This is a genomic window from Promicromonospora sp. NPDC059942, from assembly GCF_042731755.1.
Taxonomy (GTDB): domain Bacteria; phylum Actinomycetota; class Actinomycetes; order Actinomycetales; family Cellulomonadaceae; genus Promicromonospora.
The window spans coordinates 47,133-71,010 of record NZ_JBHWLR010000012.1 but is presented as its reverse complement, the minus strand read 5'-3'; the positions used below and the strand labels follow the sequence as shown (position 1 = coordinate 71,010).

General features: G+C 70.9%; 18 protein-coding genes. 10 read left to right on the top strand and 8 right to left on the bottom strand.

Going from position 1 to position 23,878, the window contains the following annotated elements; all coding sequences use genetic code 11:
* Positions 1-4: 4 nt before the first annotated feature.
* The 3 genes from dnaK to ACFV9Q_RS19290 all read right to left on the bottom strand — a co-directional run bounded on the left by dnaK (position 5) and on the right by ACFV9Q_RS19290 (position 3,240).
* Positions 5-1,909 carry a molecular chaperone DnaK gene (gene dnaK, locus ACFV9Q_RS19300; protein ID WP_377235723.1) on the bottom strand — a complete coding sequence of 635 codons (1,905 nt, stop codon included), beginning with the start codon at positions 1,907-1,909 and terminating at the stop codon, positions 5-7.
* A gap of 100 nt (positions 1,910-2,009) precedes the next feature.
* Positions 2,010-2,882, bottom strand: coding sequence for an MEDS domain-containing protein (locus ACFV9Q_RS19295; RefSeq protein WP_377235722.1), 873 nt, complete (start codon positions 2,880-2,882; stop codon positions 2,010-2,012).
* Between the two features lie 25 nt (positions 2,883-2,907).
* Positions 2,908-3,240: a hypothetical protein gene (locus ACFV9Q_RS19290; protein WP_377235721.1), complete on the bottom strand. Its 333-nt coding sequence runs from the start codon at positions 3,238-3,240 to the stop codon at positions 2,908-2,910.
* A 171-nt stretch (positions 3,241-3,411) separates the two neighbouring features.
* Here ACFV9Q_RS19290 and ACFV9Q_RS19285 point away from each other — a divergent pair, with 171 nt between their 5' ends.
* A complete protein-coding gene (locus ACFV9Q_RS19285; protein ID WP_377235720.1) occupies positions 3,412-4,647 on the top strand; it encodes an alpha-hydroxy-acid oxidizing protein in 1,236 nt (411 codons plus the stop codon).
* Between the two features lie 63 nt (positions 4,648-4,710).
* Here the strand turns inward: ACFV9Q_RS19285 and ACFV9Q_RS19280 are convergent, their stop codons facing one another.
* The 3 genes from ACFV9Q_RS19280 to ACFV9Q_RS19270 all read right to left on the bottom strand — a co-directional run bounded on the left by ACFV9Q_RS19280 (position 4,711) and on the right by ACFV9Q_RS19270 (position 11,857).
* Positions 4,711-7,044, bottom strand: a complete 2,334-nt coding sequence (locus ACFV9Q_RS19280) for a rhamnogalacturonan lyase (RefSeq protein WP_377235719.1) — start codon at positions 7,042-7,044, stop codon at positions 4,711-4,713.
* Between the two features lie 282 nt (positions 7,045-7,326).
* On the bottom strand, positions 7,327-10,116 hold the full coding sequence (locus tag ACFV9Q_RS19275) for a TIR domain-containing protein (protein WP_377235718.1): 2,790 nt from the start codon (positions 10,114-10,116) through the stop codon (positions 7,327-7,329).
* A 148-nt stretch (positions 10,117-10,264) separates the two neighbouring features.
* Positions 10,265-11,857 (bottom strand): molybdopterin-dependent oxidoreductase, encoded by a 1,593-nt coding sequence (locus ACFV9Q_RS19270; RefSeq protein ID WP_377235717.1) that lies wholly within the window; start codon positions 11,855-11,857, stop codon positions 10,265-10,267.
* Between the two features lie 725 nt (positions 11,858-12,582).
* Here ACFV9Q_RS19270 and ACFV9Q_RS19265 point away from each other — a divergent pair.
* The 5 genes from ACFV9Q_RS19265 (at position 12,583) to ACFV9Q_RS19245 (ending at position 18,803) form a co-directional block, all read left to right on the top strand.
* Positions 12,583-12,876: a hypothetical protein gene (locus ACFV9Q_RS19265; protein WP_377235716.1), complete on the top strand. Its 294-nt coding sequence runs from the start codon at positions 12,583-12,585 to the stop codon at positions 12,874-12,876.
* Positions 12,877-13,065: 189 nt separating this feature from the next.
* Positions 13,066-14,049, top strand: coding sequence for an ABC transporter permease (locus ACFV9Q_RS19260; protein ID WP_377235715.1), 984 nt, complete (start codon positions 13,066-13,068; stop codon positions 14,047-14,049).
* A gap of 1 nt (position 14,050) precedes the next feature.
* Complete coding sequence (locus tag ACFV9Q_RS19255) at positions 14,051-14,968, top strand: ABC transporter permease (protein WP_377235714.1); 918 nt, start codon at positions 14,051-14,053, stop codon at positions 14,966-14,968.
* On the top strand, positions 14,965-17,031 hold the full coding sequence (locus ACFV9Q_RS19250; RefSeq protein WP_377235713.1) for a dipeptide ABC transporter ATP-binding protein: 2,067 nt from the start codon (positions 14,965-14,967) through the stop codon (positions 17,029-17,031). The genes ACFV9Q_RS19255 and ACFV9Q_RS19250 overlap by 4 nt, the downstream gene beginning before the upstream one ends.
* 71 nt (positions 17,032-17,102) lie before the next feature.
* The gene (locus tag ACFV9Q_RS19245) at positions 17,103-18,803 is read left to right on the top strand and encodes an ABC transporter family substrate-binding protein (RefSeq protein WP_377235712.1); all 1,701 of its coding nucleotides are present in this window, start codon (positions 17,103-17,105) and stop codon (positions 18,801-18,803) included.
* Positions 18,804-18,901: 98 nt separating this feature from the next.
* On the opposite strand, the gene ACFV9Q_RS19240 is transcribed toward ACFV9Q_RS19245, so the two are convergent.
* Complete coding sequence (locus ACFV9Q_RS19240) at positions 18,902-19,741, bottom strand: carbon-nitrogen hydrolase family protein (RefSeq protein ID WP_377235711.1); 840 nt, start codon at positions 19,739-19,741, stop codon at positions 18,902-18,904.
* An 81-nt stretch (positions 19,742-19,822) separates the two neighbouring features.
* Positions 19,823-20,200, bottom strand: a complete 378-nt coding sequence (locus tag ACFV9Q_RS19235) for a winged helix-turn-helix transcriptional regulator (protein WP_377235710.1) — start codon at positions 20,198-20,200, stop codon at positions 19,823-19,825.
* 178 nt (positions 20,201-20,378) lie between these two features.
* On the opposite strand from ACFV9Q_RS19235, the gene ACFV9Q_RS19230 reads away from it, so the two are divergent.
* The 4 genes from ACFV9Q_RS19230 to ACFV9Q_RS19215 all read left to right on the top strand — a co-directional run bounded on the left by ACFV9Q_RS19230 (position 20,379) and on the right by ACFV9Q_RS19215 (position 23,673).
* Positions 20,379-20,948: an NADPH-dependent FMN reductase gene (locus tag ACFV9Q_RS19230; RefSeq protein ID WP_377235709.1), complete on the top strand. Its 570-nt coding sequence runs from the start codon at positions 20,379-20,381 to the stop codon at positions 20,946-20,948.
* Positions 20,949-21,069: 121 nt separating this feature from the next.
* On the top strand, positions 21,070-22,122 hold the full coding sequence (locus ACFV9Q_RS19225) for a methionine ABC transporter ATP-binding protein (RefSeq protein WP_377235708.1): 1,053 nt from the start codon (positions 21,070-21,072) through the stop codon (positions 22,120-22,122).
* Positions 22,119-22,796, top strand: coding sequence for a methionine ABC transporter permease (locus ACFV9Q_RS19220; protein WP_377235707.1), 678 nt, complete (start codon positions 22,119-22,121; stop codon positions 22,794-22,796). The genes ACFV9Q_RS19225 and ACFV9Q_RS19220 overlap by 4 nt, the downstream gene beginning before the upstream one ends.
* A gap of 34 nt (positions 22,797-22,830) precedes the next feature.
* Complete coding sequence (locus ACFV9Q_RS19215) at positions 22,831-23,673, top strand: MetQ/NlpA family ABC transporter substrate-binding protein (protein WP_377235706.1); 843 nt, start codon at positions 22,831-22,833, stop codon at positions 23,671-23,673.
* Positions 23,674-23,878 lie beyond the last annotated feature (205 nt).

Below are 23,878 nucleotides of genomic sequence, written 5' to 3'. Positions count from 1 at the left end.
GCGGTCAGTGGGACGTGAACTCGGCGTCGATGACGTCGTCGTCATCACCGGACGACCCACCGCCGGAGGCGCTCGACGTCGACGTCGACGACCCGGCCGTCGACGACCCGGCACCGCGGGTGGCGGCACCCAGCGCCTGGTGCAGCTGGTGGAGCTCCCCGGTGAGTGCGCGGAGGCGGTCGACAGGCTCGTCGCCCTCGACAGCCTGCCGGGCCTCCCCGACGAGCATCTCGGCACGCGCACGGTCGTGCTCGGGCACGGACGTGCCGGCCTCCTCGAGCACCTTGCCGACCTGATAGGCCACGGAGTCGAGCTCGTTCCGGGCGTCGACCCGTTCACGCAGCGCCGCGTCCTCGCCACGGTGGGACTCGGCGTCCTTGATCATCCGGTCGACCTCCTCCTGGCTCAGCGTCGAGGTCTCGCTGATGGTCACCTGCTGTTCGGCGCCGGTGTCCTTGTCGCGCGCCGAGACGTGCAGGATGCCGTTGGCGTCGATGTCGAAGGTCACCTCGATCTGGGGCACGCCGCGGGGCGCGGGCCGGATCTTCTCCAGCCGGAACCGGGCGAGCACGCGGTTGTCGGCAGCTCGCTCCCGTTCGCCCTGGAGGACGACGACGTCGACGGCCGGCTGGTTGTCCTCCGCCGTGCTGAAGATCTCGGTGCGGCGGGCCGGGATGGTCGTGTTGCGTTCGATGACCGTGGTCATCACCCCGCCCATCGTCTCGAGACCCAGCGACAGGGGCGTGACGTCGAGCAGCAGGACGTCCTTGACGTCGCCCTTGATGACCGCGGCCTGGACGGCCGCGCCGATGGCGACGACCTCGTCCGGGTTGACGGTCATGTTGGGTTCCTTGCCACCGGTCAGGCGGCGTACCAGCGCCTGCACGGCCGGGATCCGCGTCGAGCCGCCCACGAGGATGACCTCGTCGATGTCGTCCGCGGTCACCTTGGCGTCCTTCATGGCCTGCTTGACCGGACCGAGGCAGCGTTCGACGAGGTCGTCGGTGAGCTGCTCGAACGTCGATCTCATCAGGTTGACGTTGAGGTGCTTGGGGCCCGAGGCATCAGCAGTGACGAAGGGCAGGTTGACGGCGGTCTGCGACACCGCCGAGAGCTCCACCTTGGCCTTCTCGGCAGCCTCGAACAGCCGCTGCAGGGCCTGGGGGTCGTCGCGGAGGTCGATGCCGTTGGACTTCTTGAACTCCTCGGCCAGGTGGTCGACGATGCGGCGGTCGAAGTCGTCGCCGCCCAGGTGGGTGTCCCCCGCCGTCGACCGGACCTCGACCACCCCCTCCCCGACCGTCAGGATGCTCACGTCGAACGTGCCGCCGCCGAGGTCGAAGACCAGCACGGTCTCGTTCTCGAGCTTGTCCATCCCGTAGGCCAGGGCCGCCGCCGTCGGCTCGTTGATGATCCGGAGCACCTCGAGCCCGGCGATCCTGCCGGCGTCCTTGGTGGCCTGTCGCTGCGCGTCGCTGAAGTGCGCGGGGACGGTGATGACCGCTTCGGTGACCCGTTCGCCGAGGAACTTCCCGGCGTCGTCGACCAGCTTGCGGAGCACCTGCGCCGAGATCTCCTCCGGGGCGTAGAGCTTTCCGTTGACCCGGAAGCGCGCCGCGCCGTCCGGATCGGCGACCACGTCGAACGAGACGGCGTTCAGCTCGCTGCTGAGCTCGTCGAACTTGCGGCCGATGAATCGCTTCGCCGAGTAGATCGTGCCCTTCGGATTCAGGATCGCCTGGCGTCGGGCCATCTGACCGACCAGCCGCTCGCCGTTCTCCAGGAAGGCGACCACCGACGGCGTCGTCCGGTTGCCCTCCGTGTTGGGGATGACCTGCGGCTGTACACCTTCCATCGCCGCGATCACCGAGTTGGTCGTTCCCAGGTCGATACCGACTGCCCTGCCCATGACTGGTCCATTCGCCGGAGGTACGTTCCACCGGCCATGCTGCTCGGGCGTGCACGTCACCCACATCCCGTGAACGGGGTAATCGAGGGGACCGCCCGGGCTAGCCCGTTGCGCCGTGGTGCTGCAGGGCGAGCACGGTCAGCTCGACGCGCGTATGGATGTCGAGCTTGAGGTAGACGTGCTTGAGGTGGGCATCCACGGTGTGCGGGGACAGGTACAGCTCCTCCGCGATCTCGCGGTTGGTCAGCCCCTGGGCGACGCCGGAGGCGATCCGCAGCTCCGCGTCGGTCAGGGACGCCCACCGGTCCGTTACCTCATCGCGACCCGCACCTGCCTTGACCAGCGGATACGGCGATCCCGAGGTGAGCTCGGCGGGCGGGGCGTACTCCGTCGGGTCCACGTAGTGCGGGTTGTCGATGACGGTGCGGTCCAGCAGGACCCGCGGGTGGGTATGCAGCACCTCGACGAGCATGTCGGCCCCGAACTTCTGCAGGTCGTAGAGGCAGATGAGGATGGCGGGCATCTGCACGACGGCCTGGTTGACGGCCGACTCGTAGCGGAACAGCTCTTCCCAGCCCGGGGGACCCGGCAGCACCCACGACATCTCGCCGGCGGCACGCAGGAGGCCGAAGTCGTCGCCGACGGCCGCGTCCATCCGCTCGAGGAGGAAGCTCATCATGTCGTCGATGCTGAACGCCCCCGAACGGAGGTAGGTGTCCGACGCCCGTTCGACGTCGAGCTGAGCCGACCGGGGCGAGCGCTCCGGTCCCGCCGGTCGCAAGGCCCGGTCGCGGACCCGCTCCGGCTCGACGTCGTCGATCAGGCACAGACACTTGTCGCCGTGTCGCAACCCCTCCTCCAGGAAGGAGAACAACAGCCGGTCGCGCTCGTCCGGGCCTGAGTAGAGCGCACAGAAGTGCGTTCCTGGTCTGACCCCCACCACCCCGGGGATCCCCAGGCTCAGACCGTTCATCGCGGTCACCGTTTCCAAATAGACGTTACTCGGATTCAACAACAGGTATGCCCGACTCGCTCGGGCCCGCGAGGCAACCGGACGAAAGCGACGCCTGACGCCGCGGGGCGCGTAAGCCGCCGGCTCGCCATCCTTCGGGCCGGCGGGCGGCTGGGCATCCCCCACGGCCGGCGGCCGCGACCGCGATGCCGTACCCGGCGTTCTGCAGATAGCTCATGAGACCGACGAGGGTGTAGAAGACCATGGCCGAGCCGTTGTTCATCTGGGAGAAGGCGATCTCCCAGGTACGGGCTCGGCGGTAGGTCAAACCATCGGCTTCGCTCGCCGTCTGCTTCGGGGTACGCGCCATTGCGTTCACGCTCCTTTGAGGATCTCGTCCCGGGCGGCGACGGGCCATTCCGTGGATGCCGTCCCGAGGCGACTGAGCCCGACAGCCCCGCACCCATGGCTGCTCAGCAGCTGGCCCGAAGACCCGCGCGCCATCGTGCGAAAATTCCTTTCCGTCCGTCACCAACCCGTCGAGGTAGCCGTGGTCCAGCGCCAGTTCCCCAAGCCCCAGGAGCTCCTGGAGCTCATGCAGTTCAAGCGTCCCGACTTCGACGCGCGCCGCCGTCGGCTCTCGGCCGCCCTCACCATCGCGGACCTGCGCCTGATCGCGAAGCGCCGCACCCCGAAGGCAGCCTTCGACTACACCGACGGCGCCGCCGAGGGCGAGCTGTCGCTGGCGCGCGCCCGTGGCGCGTTCCGTGACATCGAGTTCCACCCGGAGGTGCTGCGCGACGTGTCGCACGTCGACACCGGCCGCGAGGTGCTCGGCGGCCCGATGGCGTTCCCCTTCGCGATCGCACCGACCGGGTTCACGCGCCTGATGCAGACCGAGGGCGAGACCGCCGGGGCCGGGGCCGCGGGCGCCGTCGGCATCCCCTTCACCCTCTCGACCCTGGGCACGACCTCCATCGAGGACGTCGCCGCGGCCAACCCGACCGGCCGCAACTGGTTCCAGCTCTACGTGATGCGGCAGCGCGAGGTCTCCTACGACCTCGTGGACCGAGCAGCCGAGGCCGGGTTCGACACCCTGCACTTCACCGTCGACACGCCGGTCGCGGGTGCGCGCCTGCGGGACAACCGCAACGGCTTCTCGATCCCGCCGGCGCTGACGCTCGGCACCGTCGTCGACGCGATCCCGCGACCGTGGTGGTGGGTCGACTTCCTCACCACGCCCAAGCTCGAGTTCGCATCGCTCTCCTCCACGGGCGGCACCGTCGGGGAGCTGGTCGACTCGGCCATGGACCCGACGATCAGCTACGAGGACCTGTCGATCATCCGGGAGATGTGGCCAGGAAAGATCGTGGTCAAGGGTGTGCAGTCCGTGGGTGACGCGAAGGCCCTCGTGGACCACGGCGTCGACGGCATCGTCCTGTCCAACCACGGCGGCCGCCAGCTCGACCGCGCCCCCGTCCCGTTCCACCTGCTGCCCGACGTGGTCCGCGAGGTCGGCGCGCACACCGAGATCGGCCTGGACACCGGCATCATGAACGGTGCGGACATCGTCGCCTCCGTGGCGCTCGGTGCACGGTTCACCATGGTCGGCCGCGCCTACCTGTACGGACTCATGGCCGGAGGCCGGGCCGGGGTGGATCGCGCCCTCGAGATCCTCGCGACCGAGGTCGTCCGGACCATGAAGCTGCTCGGGGCACACAGCCTCGACGAGCTCGAGCCCAAGCACGTCACGCAGCTCGTGCGGCTGGTACCCCGGGGTCGGTGAGCCCTGCTTCGCTGAGGTACCAGGCTGGCACCTCAGCGAAGCATGTCCAGCAGTCCCGGACCGCTACCGCAGTGACGGGACGGGTACCCGGGACCAGTCGGTGTCGGACGCGAGGTAGAACCCCGGGTGCGACGGCTGGTTGTAGGTGGTCTGCTGCCGCGCCACCTCGGCGCGGTACTGCGGGTCGTGCAGCAGCGTGTACATCTTGATCCCGCTCACCTCGGTGGACGTGTAGATCCGTAGGGCCGAGGAGTCCACGGTGGGCAAGACGAGCTCCTCACGCCAGTCACCGAGGATGTCGGCGACGAGCGACGGGTTGCCCTTCCAGTAGTTGTTGGTGCGGGTGCCCTCGGCGGTCAGCACCGTGCCCCTGGACCAGTCCTCGATGGTCGGCGTCTCCTCCCGGTCACCGCTCACGACCTGGGTCGTGCCGTCACCGGCCCACCGGATGCTCTGGTTGAGGCCGGGACCTGTCTGGTCCAGCAGCTCACCGGTCGCGCTGAGCAGGCCGGCGGCCCGCGGCCGGTCGTCGCCCGCCTGGGCGCTGCGCCAGACCTCCAGGCCAGGCACGTCCGGTCGCACGTCGCCCAGAAGGGCGCGTCCGGTGTCGACGCCGGAGTACGCGCCGAACAGCGCCTCGCCCGTGGCGGCGTCGCGCAGCACGGAACCGTAGGGCACACCCGCGCCGCCCTCGTGGCAGGTCCAGATCTCCAGGCCCGGGCGCGACGGGTCGACGTCGGTCACGTGCATGGCGTCGCCGTGGCCCAGGTTCGCGGTCGCGCCGGGGTCCGCCGACCCCTCGGGCAGGGTGTCGGACGACGAGTACAGCAGCGTGCCGTCGTCGTCGAGGGTGGCCGCGCCGTAGACGATCTCGTGCCTGCCGTCGCCGTCGACGTCCGCCGCGGACAACGAGTGGAACCCCTGACCCCACAGCCGCGTGAGCTCGTTGTCCGGGTCCGGCTCGACGTCCTTGTTCTCGCTGTCCAGGAAGGGGTTGTTCATCGGCTTGAACCCGGAGTCCGCGACCCAGCGCGTGGACAGGTCCCGCCCGTCCCAGTCGTAGGCCACGATCGCGGCCCGCGTGTAGTACCCGCGCGCGAAGATCGCCGACGGGTGCTCGCCGTCGAGGTAGGCGACGCCGGACAGGAACCGGTCGACCCGGTTGCCGGGCTCGATGCGGGTCCACTCGTAGTCGCCCCAGCGCAGTCCGTCGTCGGTGCGCCCGGGCTCGTAGTCGACGGTCTCCAGGGGCCGGCCGGAGCGGCCGTCGAAGACGGTGAGGTACTCCGGCCCGGTCTGGACGAAGCCGGCGAAGGTGCGCAGGTCGTTGCGGTCGGACCGGGCCGGCGCCCACTCGTCGATGTAGTAGTCCACCAGCTCGCGGGCGTCGGCGGCCGAGAGCGGGTAGGTGTACCTCTGCTCGATGCCGAACGCCTCCTCGAGCGTCGCCGGCCACTGGCCGCTGCGGACCTCGGGCTCGTCGGTCCATCCCTGGAACAGCTCCACCAGATGGTCGGCGTAGTCCGCCGCGCTCCAGCGGAAGTCGGACCCGTCGGTGACGCCCGCCCGGCGGTCCTCCCGTGAGATCGGCACGTACCGCTCGCCGGCAGGCCGGCCGTTCCGGTAGGTCGTGACCTTCGTGCCGGGCGCGGTCTTCATCATGACCTCGGCCTGGCCGTCGCCGTCGAAGTCGTAGACGGGGAACTGCGTGTAGTGCGCGCCCGCCCGGATGTTGACCCCCAGATCGATGCGCCAGAGCTGGGTGCCGTCCAGCTCGTAGGCGTCCAGGTACGCGTTGCCCGTGTATCCCTTCTGCGACACGTCCTTCGAGTTGGACGGGTCCCACTTGAGCACGATCTCGAGCTCGCCGTCCCGGTCGAGATCCGCGACCGACGCGTCGTTCGCCGAGTACGTGAAGCTCTCCCCCGCGGGCGTCACGCCGTCGGCGGGCTTGTTCAGCGGGATGTCGAGGTGGCCGTCGGACCAGGCGGTCACCGGGGCGCTGCGCGTCCCGATCCGCTCGCCGCCGCCCTTGCCCCGCGTCACCGGCGCGACGGCGTACCGGGACGCCGCACCGCCGGCCGCGTCGACGTAGTTGGTCGAGTCCGTGACCGTGGCGACGCGCCTGCCGTCGCGGTAGACGACGAAGTCGGCGCCCGCCATCCCCGCGTCGGTGTGCCCGGTGACCTCGTCGACCAGCAGGCGCCAGGAGAGGAAGACGCCCTCGCTGGTGCTCGCGGCGACGAGCCCGCGGTCGAGATGTTCGAGCTGCACGTTCCCGGCGCTTCCGGGGCCGCTCCCTGGGCCTGGCTGCGCGCCTGCCGGGCCGCCCCCGACGGCAAGCGCACCCACCATCAGCACGGCCACGGCTCCTACGGTGGTTCTGGTCGTTCGCATGGCTCATTCCTCCTTGCGTCATCGCACTCCGAGCAGGTCGGAGAAGGACTGGGTCAGTTCGAGCGAAACTGCCTGGCCTGGGCCGTGCATCGGCTGCGTGCACGTGCCGTACCTGGCACTTCTCGTGGACGGCGGTCTCTGGGAGCCTCCTTGCTCACGCCTGGATCGACCACGAAAGCCGACAGCCAACAGAGCAAGATTCACCCCGGGCCCTCGACTGAATCGATACAACAGCATTCCGGACGGTGCTGTCCAGTGCCCAAATCGAGGCAGCGGGACGTCCTACGAACCTCTGCCCGGCTCCGGTGGCTTGCCGGGGCACGGCAGTTCGTGGTCGAGCGATGACGAGACCCACTTGTTCCAGTCTTCCTCGTTCAGGTTGTACGGCGTCCGGTCGCACAGCGCGGTGCCGATGTCCGGGAAGACCCGCCAGATCCGGGCGGAGCGCTCACTGCCGCCGAACGCCACGAGGTGGCTGCCGTCGGGCGTGAAGGCGAGCGCGGCGACGGAGTCGAATCCGGTAGTGAGCCGGGCCGAGATCCGCGTGCTCGTCGCGGGATAGATGATCACCGAGCCGTCCTCGCTCGCGGACGCAAAGAACCGCCCGTCGGGGCTGTAGGCGACAGCGGTGATCCGGTCGCGGTGGACGCCGACGGAGGCGCTCCGGCCGGCACTCCCGACGCGGCGGTACACCAGACCGTCGGAGGTCCCGGTGATCAGCGTGTTGCCGTCCGGGCTGAACACCGTCGTGTCGACAGCGGCCGGCCCTTCCTCTACCTCGGCTGATCCCGTGGCCCCGTCCACAGTGACGAGCTTGCTGCTGTCGACGCAGCCGCTCGCGAGGCGCATGCCGTCATCGCTGATCTCGATGTGGCCGACGGGGCAGCCGATAGGGATCGTAGCGCCGGGAGTGCCGTCGAGGTTCTCGTCGACGTCCTCGAGCACCAGGTCGCCGGACGCGGTTCCGACGGCGATCTCCGTGCCGGTGGGCATGAACGGCAGCCCTTCGGGCATGAACGCGGCCGTCGTGGCCGCGTCGATGGAGGGTGTGAAGGACACGGGCCGCAGCGACGTGCCGTCCCAGACCATCACGTCGCCGCCGAGCACGGTCACGATCACGATCGACCGTCCGTCCGGGCTGAAATCGACGCTCCGGACGCCGTCGCGAACCGGTACCGACGCGACCCGCTCCCCGGTCACGTAGTCCCAGACCTGAAGCCCGTGGGCCCCACCCGCGGCCACTCGGGTTCCCTGAGGAGAGACTGCGATCTGTGCAGGGCCGAGCGGTCCGTCGAGATCGAGCGGTTCCGAGCCCGTCATGGTGTCCCACCGCCGCACCGTGTAGTCGGAGGAGACGGAGACGAGCTCGTCTCCGTCACGGGAGAACCGCACGAAGTTGGCCGCCTGGTTGGGCCCGGTCAGCGGATAGCCGACCGGTTCGCCGGCTGCGGCGTCCCACAGGCGGACGGTCCTGTCCTGCCCGGTGGTGGCTATGCGGGTCCCGTCGCGGCTGAAAGCGATGTCGTTCACGGGGCCCTCGTGGCCCGTCATCCGGGAACCCACAGGCTCGCCCGTGCGTGCGTCCCACAGCCGCAGCGACCCTTCGGCGGTGCCGACGGCGATCCCGCGCCCGTCAGGGCTGAAGCCGATGCAGGTGGACATGCCGCCGGAGTCGTCGAAGGTGACCGCGTCGCCATCGAGGTCAGCGACCTCACGGATGTGGACCGTGCCGCCGGCCGAGAAGACGTCGACGTACGCGACGTGGCGCCCGTCCGGGCTGAACGCGACATGCCCGCCGCCCACCACGTGCAGCGGCGCATCGATCAGTTCCCCGGTCCCCACGTCCCAGAGCCGCAGGTCCGCGCCGTTGACGGCGACGATGCCCCCGTCCGGGCTCAGCGCGATGCCGGCTTCGAGCACCTGGACGTCCCTGGCGATCTCAGCCACCTTCTCGCCGGATTCCGTGTCCCACACGACGACGCTTCCCGGGTGCACGACGGCGACACGACGCCCGTCGGAGCTGAACGTGATCCCGAGGGCGTCACCGCCCGGCGCCGTCGCGCCCTGCAGCTCCGGCCCGACGGCGTTCCCGGTCCCGGTGCTCCACACCTCGACATGCCCGGCGCTGGTGGCGGAGGCTGCACGGGTGCCGTCCGCGGACACGGTGGTCAGTCCCTCGGAGACACCTGGAGCCGGCGCGACGACGTCGAGCAGGTTCGGGTGCGTGTACAGGGCGTCGAACCCGGCGTCGTACACGGCGCCCTCGGCCGCGGATGATCTCGCGACCGACCGGCCCGCCAGGAGGAACTGGTAGGCGCGCACGTCGTGCCCCGTGTCGTCGACAAGCTGCTGCTGTGCCTGCGCGGTCGTGCTCAGCGCGGTCGCGTCACCGAGGTTCGCCAGTGCCCTGTCCTTCTCGACGTCGACCTGCAGGTACAGGAGCCCAGCGAGGACGAAGAGCACCATCAGGCCGCTGACCAGCACCCCCGCGGCGCCCATGAGCTGGCGGAACGTCTTGACGTCCTCGTTGTCGAGCTCGCGCTTGGAGAGGCCGTGGACGGGGGCGGCCAGGGTCGCGATCGCACTGCGGAACTCGCCGTGCCTCAACGTCAGGTACGTGACATCACGGGACCAGGTGAGGTTCTCCCAGATCGGTTCTGCATCGAACTGTCCTGCGAGGCCAGGCGGAAGCGCGTCGGTCGCGGCCCAGTCGAAGTCGCCGGCTTCCTCGTCCCACGAGATCGTGCCGTCCGTCAATGCGATCAGGAACGCGCCGCTGCCCCGGGTGCGCAGCCAGTACTCGCACTCCCGGCGCACCCACTTCGACCGAGCAGCCTCGGGCGAGGCGAGAAGCAGGAAGAACCTGGAGTCGTCCAGCGCCTGCTCGATCGCGCTGCCGAGCGAGTCGGCCGCGGACAGGTCCGTCTGGTCGCGGAAGACCGTGAGCGCGCGGATCCGGTACCACTTCTTCGCGAGGCGGGACAGGCCACGCTGGATCGCCGGCGCGAGCCGGGAGTCGACGGCCCTGCTGTACGAGATGAAGACATCGATCCGCTTCTGGGCCCGCCCCACCCGGTCACCCTACGCACACCTGCCCGATGTGTCGACGAGGGACATCGTCTGCCGTCGGGCCGGCGCTGCCGCCCCTCGGACCCGAACAAGATCCCGCAGGTCAGATCGCATTTCTCCAGTTCAGGAACCTACGGCCCGACCGCCCCGGTCAGTCCACGGTGATCGAGACGGTCTGCCAGCCCGACGCGCCGTTGGGAGCCGGCGGCGCCTTGGTCTCGGTCTGGACCTGTCCGCCCGAGTCCGTGGCACGCACCGCGAGGCTGTGGTAACCGGCGTCCAGATCGATCGACGTGCGCCACTGGCGCCAGGTGTCCGGCCCCACCGCCTCGGCGAGCTCGGCGGTGACCCAGTCCCCGCCGTCGGCCCGGACCTCGACCTTGCTGATGCCGGTGTGCTGCGCCCAGGCGACGCCCGCGACGGTGACGGCGCCGGCGGACACGGGCGTGGACAAGCGCGGCACGTCGATCCGCGACGCGATCTTGATCGGCCCCAGTGCTGACCAGCCGCGCGGCGTCCAGTAGCCCTGGTCGGCGTCGAAGGTGGTGACCTCCAGCGAGGTGACCCACTTGGTCGCCGAGACGTACCCGTACAGGCCGGGCACCACGAGCCGCGCGGGGAAGCCATGCTCCTCGGGCAGGGGCTCGCCGTTCATACCGATCGCCAGCAGGCACTCGCGGTCCGGGTCCTGGAGCACCTCCAGCGGCGTGCCGGCGCTGAACCCGTCGTCGCTGCCGGAGAGCACCATGTCGGCGCCGGCCTGAGGCTTGGCCCGCTCCAGGAGCGCGCGAATCGGGTAGCCGAGCCACAGCGCGTTGCCGACCAGGTCGCCGCCCACGGCGTTGCTGACGCACGAGAGAGTGACGTAGTGCTCTTCCATCGGCAGCTCCATGAGCTCGTCCCAGGTGAGCGTGAACGGCTCGTCGACGAGACCACGGACCTCCAGCGACCAGTCCTGCGGGTTCACCTGCGGCACGATCAGCGCGGTGTCGATGCGGTAGAAGTCCGCGTTCGGGGTGACGTACGGCGCCAGGCCGTCGAGCTTCAGGTCAGCCCCGGCGGGCACCGGCGGCGCCGGCGTGCGCGCTGCGGGCAGGCGCAGCTTCTCCCGCACGGCGCTGATCGCGGTCGAGCCCGCGGACAGCACGCGCGAGCCGGCCAGCGCGAGCACCGCGACACCCACGGTGATGCCCGACACGGCCAGGAAGCCACGCCGGTTCACGGCGCCGCCCGGAGTCTCGCCCGCCGAGACCTCGCCCCGGCCCGGCACAGGCCGCAGCCGCGCCACGGCGGCACGCAGCAGGAGCACTGCGGCGCCCAGCCCGATGGCGCTGGGCAGTGCCCACAGCGGCGTCGCGCTCGGGCGCAGCACCGCGACCACGACCCCGACGACGCCGACAACTCCCATCAGGACCGCGCCCGCCGGCGGACGGCGCAGCTCCAGCCAGCCCGCGAGCGCCGCACCCAGTGCCAGCACCACACCCATCGTGGCGAGCAGCACGGCCTTGTCGTTGGTGCCGAACCACTCCACGGCAACGTCCTTGAGCCCTGGGGGCACGGCGTCCACCACGGCGGCGCCGCCCGCGAAGAGCGTGCTGGCACCGGGTGCGACAACCGCGGCGACGAGCTCCGCGACGGCCAGCCCGGCGCCACCAGCGAGCACGCCTGCGAGCGCGGCCCAGCCCACGCCGCCCGGAGAGCGCTCGACCGAAGGCGCCGCGGGGCTCTCAGTGGCCTGTGTCATGCGCTGATCCTGTTTGGGCTTGCGGCGTCGTCGAGCTGAGTGAGCTCAGCAGCGAGCTCGTTGCTCTCTGCCGCGACGGCCGGCGCGGCTACCGACGGCAGACCCACCAGGGCCGCTGTCGCAGCCAAGGGAGCGATTCTTGACGTACGCATGACCGATCCTCCGTTGTGAAGGCGGCAGGCTGCCGCCTGAGTAGGACCTAGAGGGTTCGGAGCGGTAGGCAATCAGGATCGGTCTCGGCAAATTGCCCAGGTGCCCAGGTGCCCAGGTGCCCAGCACAAGCAGATCGCCGAGACGAAGAACGACCTCGTCCGCATCCTCGCGGGCGGCCTCACGTCCGAGACCATCACCACTGCGCTCGTCACGAAGGAGACGGGACCTACAGATCGTGGGCGGATCGTTCAGCGCCCGTGGTCGCGCCACAAAAAAAGAACGCCGAGACCTCTACGAGGTGCTCGGCGGTCGTCTGCTCGGCAAACCCGCTGGTCACAGCGGGTTGAAGAGTGTCCGGAGGGGGACTTGGCAGGTATCGTCACACCCTTGCGTGATCGCGAGGGCAGCTTGACCGGCGAAGACGCAACCTCTGCAAGGATTGTCAATCGCCGACACCGACTCTCTCCTGGGTCTACGCGCCTGCGCACTCGCCCAGGCCCAGACGGGATCACCAACGTACGCACCGCACTGAGCCGGGGTCAGCGGGGCCCGTTCGACATACACAAGGCAGCTTGAGCTGGCTGACGGAAGGCGAACGACCCGACCTGACGATCGGGTACGCCACCATCGACACCGCCCACGCCCTCTTCCTACGCGCCATCGCCCCCGTCAGCGACGCCGCCGGACCGCCCCCGCCCGTGGTCGGTACCGGCGAGCTCGTCACCGACGCATTGGAACACTGGCCGAACGAGGCCGGGCACGCCGTGGTGCTGCGCGACCGGCGCGCCGTCGCCGTCATGCCACGTGCGCTGCTGGGCGCAACCGCCGTCACCGAACCCGCCGGCGCGGTGCCGCCCGTCCTCTGAGCCGCGTCCTCGCCACGGTCCCGCACCTGCCCCAGGTGCGGGGCCGCTCGCGTACCACCCGACGACCATGGCCCTTTTGTCCACGATGCGGACATTTGGCCACATTGGTTTGCACGATTGCTTCGGGCTCCTAACGTGTCGCCGCTCGCCGGGCCCTGCCTGCCCCGGCCTCGGAAGGAAGCGACAAGGGTGCTGCGCTACATCGCACGCAAGACGGCCGGATGGCTGGCCATGATCGTCGTCGCCACGAACGCGACGTACTTTCTGGCCAGCTGGTTCCTCGACCCCCAGTCCAACTACCGGGAGCTGCGCCCGCCCCGGACGCCGGAGCAGATCGCGGCGGCGCTGGCGCCGTACGGTCTCGATCCGACCGAGCCCCTGCTGAGCCGGTGGTGGGGCTGGCTGACCGGCGTCGTCCTGCACTTCGACTGGGGGCGGTCCCCGACCGGGACGTGGGTGAACGACGAGATCGGGTTCCGCATGCTCGTCAGCGCCCAGCTCCTGACCGCGGGCGTGCTCCTGTCGGTGGTGCTCGGCGTCGGCCTCGGGGTCTGGACCGCGAGCCGGCAGTACCGCGCCGCGGACCGCATCGCCCAGGCCGTCTCGGTCGTGCTGTTCAACGTCCCGACCGCCGTGAGCGCGCTGGTCCTGGTGCTGCTGGCCGTCTGGGCCAACCACGTCATCGGGCACCAGTTCTTCCTGGTGGCAGGCAGCGGCGCCCCCGGGATCGAGGGCACCTGGAACATCGTCGGCGACCGGCTCGTCCGGCTGCTGCTGCCCACCGCGAACCTGGTGCTGCTCGGCTATGTGGGCTACCACCTCACCCAGCGCGCCCTGCTGCTGGACACGATCGACGCCGACTTCGTCCGCACCGCCCGGGCGACCGGACTTACCCGCGCGCAGGCAATCCGGCGGCACGCCCTGCCGGCCGCGCTGATCCCCACCGCGGCCTCTGTCGCCTTCAGCATCCCAGCCATCTTCACGGGGGCGATCATCACCGAGACCGTCTTCGGCTGGCGGGGCATGGGCAGCTACTTCACCCAGACGATCGCCCTGAACAACGTGCACGGCGTGGTGGCCGTCGCGGCGTTCGGCGCGGTCGCGACCGCCGTCGGGGCGATCCTGGCGGACGTCGCCACCGCCCTGCTCGACCCGAGAGTGCGGGTGTCCTGAGATGACGAACCTCCCCGCGGGCGCCACACCGGGCCCGCTTCCCGAGTCGGTGCCCGCACCTTTGCGCCTGGGCCGGTCCCGGATCTACCTGCGCCGGTTCGCCCGTAACCGCGGCGCCGTCCTGGGCGCCGCGCTGTTCGCCCTGCTGGTGCTGTACGCCGTGGCCGGAGGCCTGCTGACCGTTCAGGGCTGGGACGAGTCCGACTTCACCGCGCTCACCCAGCCGCCGTCGCTGGAGCACCCCTTCGGCACCAACCAGGCGGGCAACGACATCCTCGCCCAGTCGGTGCACGGCCTGCAGCGCTCCCTGGTCATCGCGACCGTGGTCTCCGCCGCGACCATCACGATCGCAGCGTTCGTGGGTGCGGGCGCCGCCTACCTCGGCGGTCGTACCGAGCGCGTCGCGCTGGCCACCATCCACTTCCTGCTCGTCGTGCCGTCGTTCCTGATCCTGGCGCTGGTCTCCAACCGCGTGGCGGGCGACTGGGTGGTGCTGATCGTGGTCCTCACACTCTTCGGGTGGATGTCCACGGCGCGTGTCATCTGGGCCGTCTCGACGTCGCTGCGGGAGCGCGACTGGGTGCTGATGGCCGAGTTCATGGGTGTGCCCGCGTGGCGCATCGTCGCCCGCCACATCGTCCCCCACCTGGGAGCCCTGCTCGTCGTGAACCTCACCCTCGGTGTCGTGAGCACCGTGCTCAGCGAGACGTCGCTGTCCTTCCTCGGCTTCGGCATCAAGGCGCCCGACGTCTCCCTCGGCTCGATGCTCGCCGCGGGCGCGGCCAACATCACGCACGCGCCCTGGATGTTCGGCTTCCCCGCCGGGCTGCTCGTGCTGCTGACCGTGTCCATGACACTGGTCGGCGACGGCCTGCGCGACGCGCTCGACCCCACCTCCACGGCGGGGGCACACGGATGAGCGCCCCGCTGCTGTCGGTGCGCGACCTGCACGTCACGTTCGGCTCCGAGCACGGGCCCGTGCACGCGGTGCGCGGCATCGACCTCGAGCTGCACGCCGGGCGCACCCTCGCGATCGTCGGCGAGTCGGGCTCCGGCAAGTCCGCCGCCGCGATGAGCGTGGCCGGGCTGCTGCCCGGGACCGCGCGGGTCGAGGGCGACGTGCGCCTGGACGGGCGTCCGCTCCTCGGCCTGGACGACCGCCAGTGGTCCGGCGTGCGCGGCGCGCGGATCGGCGTCGTGTTCCAGGACCCGCTGTCCGCGCTCACCCCGATCTCCACGGTCGGCCGTCAGCTCGCCGACGCCGTCCGGGTCCACACGCGCGCGTCCCGGCGCGCGGCGTGGGAGCGCGCGGTCGAGCTGCTCGACCTGGTCGGGATTCCGGACCCCCGACAGCGGGCCCGTCAGTTCCCCCACGAGTTCTCCGGCGGCATGCGGCAGCGGGTGGTGATCGCGTTGGCGATCGCGAACGACCCAGACCTGATCATCGCCGACGAGCCGACCACTGCCCTGGACGTCACCGTCCAGGCCCAGGTGCTCGACGTGCTGGAGACCGCGAAGGAGGTCACGGGCGCCGGGGTGCTGCTGATCACGCACGACCTCGGGGTCGTGGCCGGCCACGCCGACGACGTCGCCGTCATGTACGCGGGCCGGGTCGTCGAGCGGGGCGAGGTGCACGAGGTCTTCGCCGCCCCGGCGATGCCCTACACCCTGGGTCTGCTCGGGTCCGTGCCCTCGGTCGACGCGCGCCGGCGCGAGCCGCTGGTGCCCATCGGCGGGGAGCCGCCGTCCCCGCTCGCCCGCCCCGCCGGCTGCCCGTTCGCGCCGCGCTGCCCGCTCGCGATCGACGGGTGCCGCACCGCCGAGCCGACCCTGGAGCTCGTCGCCGGCCGAGCCCACGCGAGCGCGTGCCTGCGGGCGGCCGAGGTCTCCGGGCAGCGCCCGGGCGACGTGTTCGACGACGCCGGCCCGACACTGCCCGACGGCGCCGGCAGCAACCCGGACGCCGGCGCCGTCCTCCCGGCCGAGGTCAGCGAGACCGTGGTGCGTGTCCAGGGCCTCGCCAAGTCGTTCCCGGTCACCCGGGGTGCGCTGCTGCGGCGCCAGGTCGGCACCCTGCGCGCCGTGGGCGACGTCAGCTTCGAGATCCGCGCGGGCGAGACGTTCTGCCTCGTCGGGGAGTCCGGCAGCGGCAAGTCGACGACGCTCCTGGAGCTGCTGCGCCTGCGTGCGCCGGAGAGCGGCAGCATCGAGGTGCTCGGCACCGACGTCGGAAAGCCGCGCGACCGACAGTCGGCCCGCGACCTGCGGCAGTCGGTCCAGATCGTCATGCAGGACCCGACCGGAGCGCTGGACCCGCGGCTGCCCGTCTACGAGCTGATCGCCGAACCGCTGCGCGCGGCGGGTGTGGACGCCGCGACCACCCGCACGCGGGTACTGGAGCTGCTCGACCTGGTCGGGCTGCCGCCGGAGTCGCTCGATCGCTTCCCCACCGCATTCTCGGGCGGGCAGCGCCAGCGCGTGACCATCGCCCGCGCGCTGGCGACCCGGCCCCGGCTGCTCGTCCTCGACGAGCCCGTCTCGGCCCTGGACGTCTCGGTCCAGGCCGACGTCCTGAACCTGCTCGCCCGGCTCCAGGCCGAGCTCGGCCTGGCGTATCTGGTGGTGGCGCACGACCTGGCCGTGGTGCGGCACATCGCGGACCGGATCGTCGTGATGTACCTGGGCCGGCTCGTGGAGACCGGCGACGCCGAGGACCTCTTCACCGACCCCCGCCACCCCTACACCCGCGCGCTGCTCTCCGCCGCGCCCATCCCCGACCCCGTCCGGGAACGGACCCGCTCCCGGATCGTCCTGGCCGGCGAGCAGCCGAGCGCGGCCGCCCTGCCACCCGGCTGCGCCTTCGCCGACCGGTGTCCGCTGCGCCCCACCCTGCCCGACGCCGTCCAGCACCTGTGCCTGACCCGGCGCCCGGAGCTGGACACCCCGCCGGCCGGAACCCGGGCCGCCTGCCACGCAGCCTGACCTACCGGACCGGACCCACCCCCACAGACCCGGCCCGCACATCCCGCGGGCGGAACCAGGAAGGAACACCGATGCCTGTACGACGCTCGATCCACCGCACCGGACCACTCGTCCGCACCGTCGCCGCGGCCGCCGCCGTGGCGCTGCTCGCGGCCGGCTGCTCGACCGGCGGCCCGGCGGACGACCAGGGCTCCACCCCCACGGCCACCGCGGCGCCCGCACCGGTCGACTACAACCCGCAGCCGTACGAGAACGTGGCCGAGGGCGGCACCCTGCGCGTCCCGGGCACGTACTCACCCCAGGGCAACCCGTTCCACACGAACTCCGACCTGAACAGCTCGCGGTTCTGGAACTGGTACAACCCGGTGACCATCACCTTCTCCCCCACCGGGGACGTGCAGTACAACCCCGACTACTTCGCCGACGTGGCCGAGGAGGTCACCGACGACGCGCAGACGGTCACGATCACGATCAACAAGGACGCGACGTTCAACGACGGCACGCCGATCGACTGGCGGGCGATCGAGACGGTCTGGAAGACCAGCAACGGGTCCGACAAGGACTATCTCGCCAGCGCCGCCATCGGCTACAAGGGCATCACCTCGGTGACCAAGGGCGAGACGGACAAGCAGGCGGTCATCGAGTTCGCGCACCCCGACCCCTGGTGGCCCGGCCTGTTCACGACCGTGCTCCACCCGGAGCTGGCCGACGTCGACACCTTCAACGAGGCCTACGTCGACCAGGCACACCCGGAGTGGGGCGCCGGCCCGTACACGATCGGCGAGCTCGACACCAAGACCGGCAACGTCACCTTCGTGCGCAACGACAAGTGGTGGGGCAAGAAGGGTCGGCTCGACAAGCGCGTCCTGGTGAACCTGGAGGGGGACGCCGTCACCAACGCGTTCCGGAACGGCGAGCTCGACTACGCGTCGGCCGGCGACGCCGAGGGCCTGGAGCGCCTGCAGGGCGTGGAGGGCACCGAGATCCGCCAGGGCGGCAGCCCCTTCGTCTACAAGCTGCTGCTCAACGCCAAGTCACCCGCGCTGTCGGACATCGCGGTGCGCAAGGCGATCGTCGAGAGCGTCGACCGGGCCCAGATCGCCGAGATCCAGTTCCAGGGGCTCGACTACGCCGAGCCCCTGCCGGGCTCGAACTACCTGTACTCGTTCCAGGAGGGCTACGAGGACAACGTGGGCCAGGCGGTCACGTACGACCCGGAGCAGGCGGCCGCCGACCTCGAGGCGGCAGGCTACGTCGCGGGCGACGACGGGGTCCGGGAGAAGGACGGCACCCGGCTGGAGCTCGACTACCCGCTGCTCGGCGACGACCCGCTCGAGAAGGCCTGGACGAGCGCCCTGGCCCAGCAGCTCAAGGCGATAGGGGTCCAGCTCGACATCAACCCGACGCCCGACAGCGAGTGGAACTCGATCCTCGAAGAACGCCGCTTCGACCTGTTCTACGTGGGGCACCGCTCGCTGGACCCGTTCGGGGCCAAGGACCTGGACGGGTTCTACGGCAGCGAGAGCCTGGACAACCTGACCGGCACCGGTACACCGGAGATCGACGAGCGGATCGCCGAGGCCGCCACGATCTCCGACCCGGTCGAGGCCCTGAAGGAGACGAACGCCATCGAGCGTGAGGGCCTGCAGCAGTACGGCCTGCTGCCGCTGTTCAGCGGACCGTCGATCTATGGGGTGTCCGAAGGCCTGGCCAACATCGGCGGCACCATCTTCTACTCGCCGCTGCCGGAGACCATCGGCTGGGAGAAGTAGGCACCGGCGTCGACCTGACCGGCGGCCCACCGTGATCCGCGCTCGCTGCGGTGACGGTGGGCCGCCGAGCAACCTGCCGGTCAGCGCTCGTGCGCTCTTCAGAAGTTGGTGAGATCGGCGCTCCGCGTGTCCGTGACACGCCTCGTGCGGTAGATCTCGCCCTCCCGGGCGCTGGCTCGCCACGGACGGGCCTTGCCCAGAGCGACCTGGAGCTCCGGCGCGCCCCGGTCCAGCTCACCGATGACGAGCTCGGCGCCCGCGCCCACCCGCGCCAGCACGGTCCCCTCCGGTCCGATCAGCTCGGAGCGGAGCAGGTGTGCGGTCTGTGCGGGGGTGGACATCGCCAGCCAGTAGTTGTTGATCGCGGCGTGCGCCCGCGCCTTGACCTCGAAGATCGAGTCCACCGGGTAGGCCGACAGCAGCAAGCAGTCCACGTCGAGCCGTTCGTACTCCGAGAACAGCTCAGGAAAGTTGATCTCGACGCAGATCGCACAGCCGAACGTGAACCCGTCGACAGAGAACGTCATCGGTTCGAATCCGGGCGTGTAGTAGTGGTTGATCTCGGTGTGGGAGCAGTAGCGCTTGTCGTAGCGGCCGACCACCTGCCCGGCGTCGTCGATCACGTACAGGCTGTTGTGCGGACGGTGCGGCGGGGTGAGCCGGTGGGTGCTGCCCAGCACGACCCAGAGTCGTAGGTCGGCCGCGAGCCCGGCCACACGGTGGTGCTCCTCCTCGACGGCGGACCAGTCCACCTGGTCCCAGTCGCTGATCTGTTCCTTCGCGTACCCGGACAGGCACCCCTCGGGGAACTGGATCAGACGGGCGCCCGCCTCGGCAGCCTCCCGCATGAGCCGCCGCACGGTCTCGCCGTTCTGCCGGGCGTCCGCACTGATGGTCGTCTGGGCTATCGCGATGCGGAGCGAGTTCGAGGGGGCCACCGGGCCACACTAGAGCCGGCCCCCGCGAACGGCCAGGTCACAGGGCCGGCGGGAGCCGACCACGTGACCTCGGGGTGTCCGTCAGTCGCTCACGTCCTCCGTCCTGCGCTCCGCCCAGGCCGCGAGCTCGCCGACGGGGCCCAGGAGCGACACGCCGCGCTCGGTCAGGGCGTACTCGACCCGTGGCGGCACCTCGGCGAACGCCTGGCGCGAGACCAGCCCGTCGTCGGCGAGGCGGTTGAGCGTGACCGTCAGCAGCCGGTGCGAGATGCCGTCGATGCCGCGCAGCAGCGTGGTGAACCGCACCGGCCCGTCCCGCAGCCGCGCGATCACCACCAGCGACCAGCGGTCCCCCACCCGCCGGAACAGCCGCCCGACGGCGTCCCGGTCCTCGGCGGTGGCGCACCGCGGGACCGACCCGTCCGCGGTGGCGAGCGCGGGCTCATGTGCGTCGGTCATCTCGACTCCGTCCTCCATCGGCTTCCCATCAGGCACCTCAGGGTGCCTGACGCACTTCGAAGTGCGCGATCGAAACCCGGCATAAGGGCCTGTCGCCGCCTGTTCCGGCTGACGACCGACAACACCGCACGCGCCGGTTCCCGTCCACGAACCGGCGCCACGCCCAAGGAGCAGCACCATGACCGAGATCGCCATCATCGTCGGCAGCACCCGTCCGGGACGCTACAGCGACGCCGTGTCGCAGTGGGTCCTCGACCGCGCCAAGGAGCGCACCGACGCGACCTTCGAGCTGATCGACCTCGCGGACCGTCCGCTCCCCCATCTCGACGAGCCGGTCCCGGCCTCCGGCGGCGCGTACACGCACGACCACACGAAGGCGTGGTCGCGGGTGATCGGGCGGTTCGACGGGTACGTGTTCGTCACGCCCGAGTACAACCACTCCACCACGGGCGTGCTCAAGAACGCCATCGACTACCTCTACGCGGAGTGGAACGACAAGGCCGCGGGCTTCGTCAGCTACGGCGTGGCCGGCGGCACCCGCGCCGTCGAACACCTGCGGCTCGTCGCGGCCGAGCTGCGCCTGGCGACCGTCCGCAGCGCCGTCGCCCTGTCGTTCCACCACGACTTCGAGGAGTACGTGACCCTGACCCCGGAGCCGCGTCAGGAGGCCGCGCTCACCGACCTGTTCGACGACGTGGTCGCATGGTCGGGCGCGCTCGCCCCGGTGCGCGCGGCGCGCGCGGCGTAGGGCCCGCCAGCCGTCTCACATCCTGAAACGTTCCTGGTCCTGGTCCTGACCACGCCCGTGGGCGTGCTTTCATGCGCAGCCCGCACCCCGACGTCGTCGTCGACCACCCCGAAGGAACCTCGTGCCGCCCACCTCCACCGACACGCCCCGCGTGCGCCTGACCGGCCTGCGCAAGGTGTACGACGCCGGTGCCCGCCCCGTGACCGCCCTCGCCGGCGTCGACCTCACGGTCGCCGCCGGCGAGATCCACGGCGTCGTGGGCCACTCCGGCGCCGGGAAGTCCACCCTCATCCGCTGCCTCACCCTGCTGGAACGGCCCACCTCGGGCACGGTCGAGGTCGACGGCGTCGAGCTCACGGGCCTGTCCGAGCGGCGGCTGCGCTCGGCGCGCCGCCGCATCGGCATGGTGTTCCAGCACGTCAACCTGCTCGACTCGCGCACCATCGCGAGCAACGTCGAGTACCCGCTGCAGATCGCCGGCGTCGGACGCCGGGAGCGGCGCGAGCGGGCGCGGGAGCTGCTCGACCTGGTGGGCCTCGGCGACCGGCTCGACGCCCACCCCGCGCAGCTCTCCGGCGGGCAGCGCCAGCGCGTCGGCATCGCCCGCGCCCTGGCCGCCCGGCCCGCGGTGCTGCTGTGCGACGAGCCGACGTCGGCGCTGGACGGGGCGACCACACGGCAGATCCTCTCCCTGATCCGGGACCTGCGCGACCGGCTCTCGATCGCCGTGCTCGTGATCACCCACGAGATGAGCGTGGTGCGCGAGGTCTGCGACACCGTCACGCTGCTGGACGGCGGGCGGGTCGCCGAGCACGGGCCCGTCGCCGAGGTCGCCGGCCGCACCGGCTCCCGGCTCGCCCGCGACCTGGTCCCGGTCCCCGACCTGCCCGTGGGGAGCGAGCGGTCGCTGCTGGATGTCGCCTACACCACCGACCGCACGCCCACCGACCAGGTGCTGCGCGCGCTCGCGGACCTCGGCCCGGACGTCCAGGTGGCCGCCGGCACCATCGAGACCATCGCGGGACGCCAGGTGGGCCGCCTGCAGCTCGACGTGCCCGTCGCCCGGACGGCGGCAGTGCGCGCCCGGCTCGCCGAGAGCGGCCTGCTGGGTGAGCAGGCTGGCGCAGAGCCCTCCGGCTCCGCACCCACCGACGAGGTCGAGGTGACCCGATGACCTGGTGGGACGAGCTGGTCTCCAACCGCGTGGTGCAGGAGATGCTCCCGGAGGCGACCGTCGAGACGCTGCTCATGGTCGCGGTCTCCTCGCTGCTGACCCTGGCGCTGGGCCTGCCGCTCGGCGTCTTCCTCTACAGCACGTCGGCCGGCGGCACGACGCCGAGCCGGCCGGTCAACGCCGTCGTCGGCCTGGTCGCCAACGTGGTGCGCTCCCTGCCGTTCCTGGTGCTGATGATCGCGCTGCTGCCGTTCACGCGGTTCGTCGTCGGCACCACCCTGCAGTGGGAGGCCGCCGTCGTGCCGCTGACCGTGGGCGCCATCCCCTTCTACGCGCGCCTCGCGGAGACCGCGTTCCGGGACGTGCCCGACGGCAAGATCGAGGCCGCCCGCGTCATGGGCGCCGGCCAGGCCAGCATCACGGTCCACGTGCTGCTGCGCGAGGCGCTGCCCGCACTCGTCTCCTCGTTCACGGTCACCGTGATCGCGCTCCTGGGCTACTCCGCCATGGCGGGCGTGATCGGCGCCGGCGGGCTCGGCGCCCTGGCCATCTCGTACGGCTACCAGCGCTTCGACACCGCCGTCATGACGGTCTGCGTGGTGCTGCTCGCCGTGCTCGTCATCCTTATCCAGCTCCTGGGGGACCGTCTCGCCCGGGCCTTCGACCACCGCTGAACCCATCTCCCCGAACCGTCCTGGAGGACGACCCATGAGAAAGAACCTGAGCGTCGTCGCGCTCGCGACCGTCACCGCGCTCACTCTCGCCGCCTGCGGCGGGTCCGCCGACGAGGGCTCGGACGACACAGCTTCCGAGGCCTCGGGCCCCGTGACGCTCACCGTCGGCGCCAGCCCGACACCGCACGCCGAGGTCCTGGAGTTCGTCAAGGACAACCTCGCCGAGGAGGCGGGGATCGACCTGCAGATCGAGGTCTTCGACGACTACGTGCTGCCGAACACCGCGCTCGCCGAGGGCGACCTGGACGCGAACTACTTCCAGCACCTGCCCTACTTCACCTCGCAGGTCGAGGAGCAGGGGTACGAGTTCGACCACTTCGAGGGCGTGCACATCGAGCCCTACGCCGCGTACTCCAACGAGTGGGAGACGATCGAGGACGTGCCGGACGACGCCGTCTTCGGCATCACCAACGACCCGGGCAACCAGGCCCGCGCGCTGGACCTGCTGGAGAAGAACGGCCTCATCACGCTCGCGGACACCGGCGACGCCGACCCGACCCTGCTCGACATCGAGGACAACCCGATGAACTTCGAGTTCATCGAGACGGCCCCGGAGTCGCTCGTGCGGGCGCTCGACGACGTCGACCTGGCCATCATCAACGGCAACTACGCCCTGGAGGCCGGGCTCAACCCCGTGACGGACTCCCTGTTCGTCGAGTCCGGCGAGGACAACCCGTACGCGAACTTCCTGGCCGTGCGCAGCGAGGACAAGGAACGTGCGGAGATCGTCACGCTGAACGGGCTGCTGCACTCCGACGAGGTGCGTGAGTTCATCGAGACCCAGTGGCCCGACGGCGGCGTCCTGCCCGCCTTCTGAGCACAGCGCTCCGCAGCCGAGGCCTCGCACTCTGCAGGGCGCGAGGCCTCGCCCGTAGCTCCCGGAAGGCATCGGGTCGGGGGGGGGAAAAAGCCCGCCCCCCGACCCCACCCCCCAAGAGCCCCAGCAAAACCTCGGGGGGGTACAACCCACACCCTCCCCCCCCCCCGCCCCCCCCCCCGCCGCCGGCGGCCGCGGGCTCCTG